Origin of the sequence: Sandarakinorhabdus oryzae (assembly GCF_009733735.1) — a bacterium.
Taxonomy (GTDB): Bacteria; Pseudomonadota; Alphaproteobacteria; order Sphingomonadales; family Sphingomonadaceae; genus Sandarakinorhabdus; species Sandarakinorhabdus oryzae.
On the sequence record NZ_WNJP01000392.1, the window covers coordinates 1 to 668 of the forward strand.

Consider the following 668-nt stretch of genomic DNA (forward strand, 5'->3'; position numbering starts at 1 on the left):
GCCGTCACCCGGCCGGGAAAAGCGCTGGCGGCGAGGGTGAGCAGGGCCAGACTGTCCGGCCCGCCCGACGTCGCCACCGCCAGCCGCTCGTCGGGCGCGACCGGGCGGCCCAGCGCCGCTGCGGTCAACGCCGCGAGGTCAGGCAGTGCATTTGGCACGGAGGCGCTGGCGCCCGGCATCGGCCTTCTGCGTTTCCGTCAGCTTGGCACCGTAAACGGCGTCAAGCTCGCTCAGCACCTGGCAGGCATCCTTGGGTTTCGTCATGGCGTTGAGCGCGCCAGCCAGGCCGATCAGGGCATCGGGGGCGGCGGCGGCGCGCGGCGCCGATTGATAGACATCCAGGAACGCCTTGGCCGCCTGCGGGTTCTGGCCGCGCGCCGCAAGCGAGCGGCCCAGCCAATATTTGGCCTGCGGCACCCGGGTCGATTTCGGCCAGTCCGCGATATACTGGGTCATGACGGCTTCAACGCCCGGCCAATCCTTGGCCGTCACCTTGGGATAGGCCTGGGCCCAGGCGGCAACATCAGTGGCCGGCTTGGCCGCAGGCGGCGCCGGCTTGGGCGCTGGCGGGGTTGATGCCGCGGTGGCCAGAGTGCCCGTTCCAATGGCACCGCCGGTCGCTGGCGCGGTGGCCGGCGGCGGCGCGCTGCCATCGGCCGGGGCAACGC

At 72.3% G+C, this 668-nt stretch carries 1 pseudogene; it reads right to left on the reverse strand.

Going from position 1 to position 668, the window contains the following annotated elements:
* Window positions 1-138 precede the first annotated feature (138 nt).
* Window positions 139-668: pseudogene (locus tag GJ693_RS17330) on the reverse strand (hypothetical protein); the annotation flags it as partial.